This is a genomic window from Leuconostoc lactis KCTC 3528 = DSM 20202 (genome assembly GCF_014651235.1).
Taxonomy (GTDB): Bacteria; Bacillota; Bacilli; order Lactobacillales; family Lactobacillaceae; genus Leuconostoc; species Leuconostoc lactis.
Genome location: NZ_BMWM01000051.1, coordinates 1 through 1968, shown reverse-complemented (window position 1 = coordinate 1968; position 1968 = coordinate 1). Strand labels below are relative to the sequence as shown.

Annotated in this window: 1 rRNA gene; it reads right to left on the bottom strand. The window is 48.5% G+C overall.

The annotated features are described in order from the left end of the window. Positions 1-182: 182 nt before the first annotated feature. Positions 183-1732: ribosomal RNA gene (locus IE039_RS08235) — 16S ribosomal RNA — on the bottom strand. Between the last annotated feature and the right edge of the window lie 236 nt (positions 1733-1968).

The following is a 1968-nucleotide window of genomic DNA, read 5'->3' as shown; positions in this document are numbered from 1 at the left end:
GAATAGCGGGATCGAACCGCTGACCCCCTGCTTGCAAAGCAGGTGCTCTCCCAGCTGAGCTAATTCCCCATAGGATCATTTTTGACCATGATACCTATTACAGTACCACACTCAAAACTAAACAAAACTTTGAACTGCCAAATTTACAATCTAATGTACTGTCACTTTCCGATTATCCTTAGAAAGGAGGTGATCCAGCCGCAGGTTCTCCTACGGCTACCTTGTTACGACTTCACCCTAGTCATCTGTCCTGCCTTAGACGGCTCCCTCCATAAGGTTAGGCCACCGGCTTTGGGCATTACAAACTCCCATGGTGTGACGGGCGGTGTGTACAAGACCCGGGAACGTATTCACCGCGGCGTGCTGATCCGCGATTACTAGCGATTCCGACTTCGTGCAGTCGAGTTGCAGACTGCAGTCCGAACTGAGACGTACTTTAAGAGATTAGCTCACCCTCGCGGGTTGGCAACTCGTTGTATACGCCATTGTAGCACGTGTGTAGCCCAGGTCATAAGGGGCATGATGATCTGACGTCGTCCCCGCCTTCCTCCGGTTTGTCACCGGCAGTCTCGCTAGAGTGCCCAACTGAATGCTGGCAACTAACAATAAGGGTTGCGCTCGTTGCGGGACTTAACCCAACATCTCACGACACGAGCTGACGACGACCATGCACCACCTGTCACTTTGTCTCCGAAGAGAACACTTCTATCTCTAGAAGCTTCAAAGGATGTCAAGACCTGGTAAGGTTCTTCGCGTTGCTTCGAATTAAACCACATGCTCCACCGCTTGTGCGGGTCCCCGTCAATTCCTTTGAGTTTCAACCTTGCGGTCGTACTCCCCAGGCGGAATACTTAATGCGTTAGCTTCGGCACTAAGAGGCGGAAACCTCCTAACACCTAGTATTCATCGTTTACGGTGTGGACTACCAGGGTATCTAATCCTGTTTGCTACCCACACTTTCGAGCCTCAACGTCAGTTGTTGTCCAGTAAGCCGCCTTCGCCACTGGTGTTCTTCCATATATCTACGCATTCCACCGCTACACATGGAGTTCCACTTACCTCTACAACACTCAAGTTAACCAGTTTCCAATGCCATTCCGGAGTTGAGCTCCGGGCTTTCACATCAGACTTAATCAACCGTCTGCGCTCGCTTTACGCCCAATAAATCCGGATAACGCTCGGGACATACGTATTACCGCGGCTGCTGGCACGTATTTAGCCGTCCCTTTCTGGTATGGTACCGTCGAACTAGAATCATTCCCTATTCTAGCATTTCTTCCCATACAACAGTGCTTTACGACCCTAAAGCCTTCATCACACACGCGGCGTTGCTCCATCAGGCTTTCGCCCATTGTGGAAGATTCCCTACTGCAGCCTCCCGTAGGAGTTTGGGCCGTGTCTCAGTCCCAATGTGGCCGATCAGTCTCTCAACTCGGCTATGCATCATTGTCTTGGTAGGCCTTTACCCCACCAACTAACTAATGCACCGCGGACCCATCTCTAGGTGACGCCGTAGCGCCTTTCAACTTTGTATCATGCGATACTAAGTTTTATTCGGTATTAGCATCTGTTTCCAAATGTTATCCCCAGCCTTGAGGCAGGTTATCCACGTGTTACTCACCCGTTCGCCACTCGCTTGAAAGGTGCAAGCACCTTTCGCTGCGCGTTCGACTTGCATGTATTAGGCACGCCGCCAGCGTTCATCCTGAGCCAGGATCAAACTCTCAATTTAAATGAATTAAATTCATCGTTTGAAGATGTACTCTTCGATTAAACTGACTAATTGCTATATCTCTATAACGACTATCCGTTTATTGTTTGTTACGAATTGACTTCGCAAATTTGTTTTAGTTATTACTGCTAATAACTAGTAACAGATTCGTTTGTTCAAAGTTTTGTTCAGTTTTCAATGTGCTACTTGTTGTCGCTGAGACAACTATATCATCTTATCACGTGGTTGATTACTTG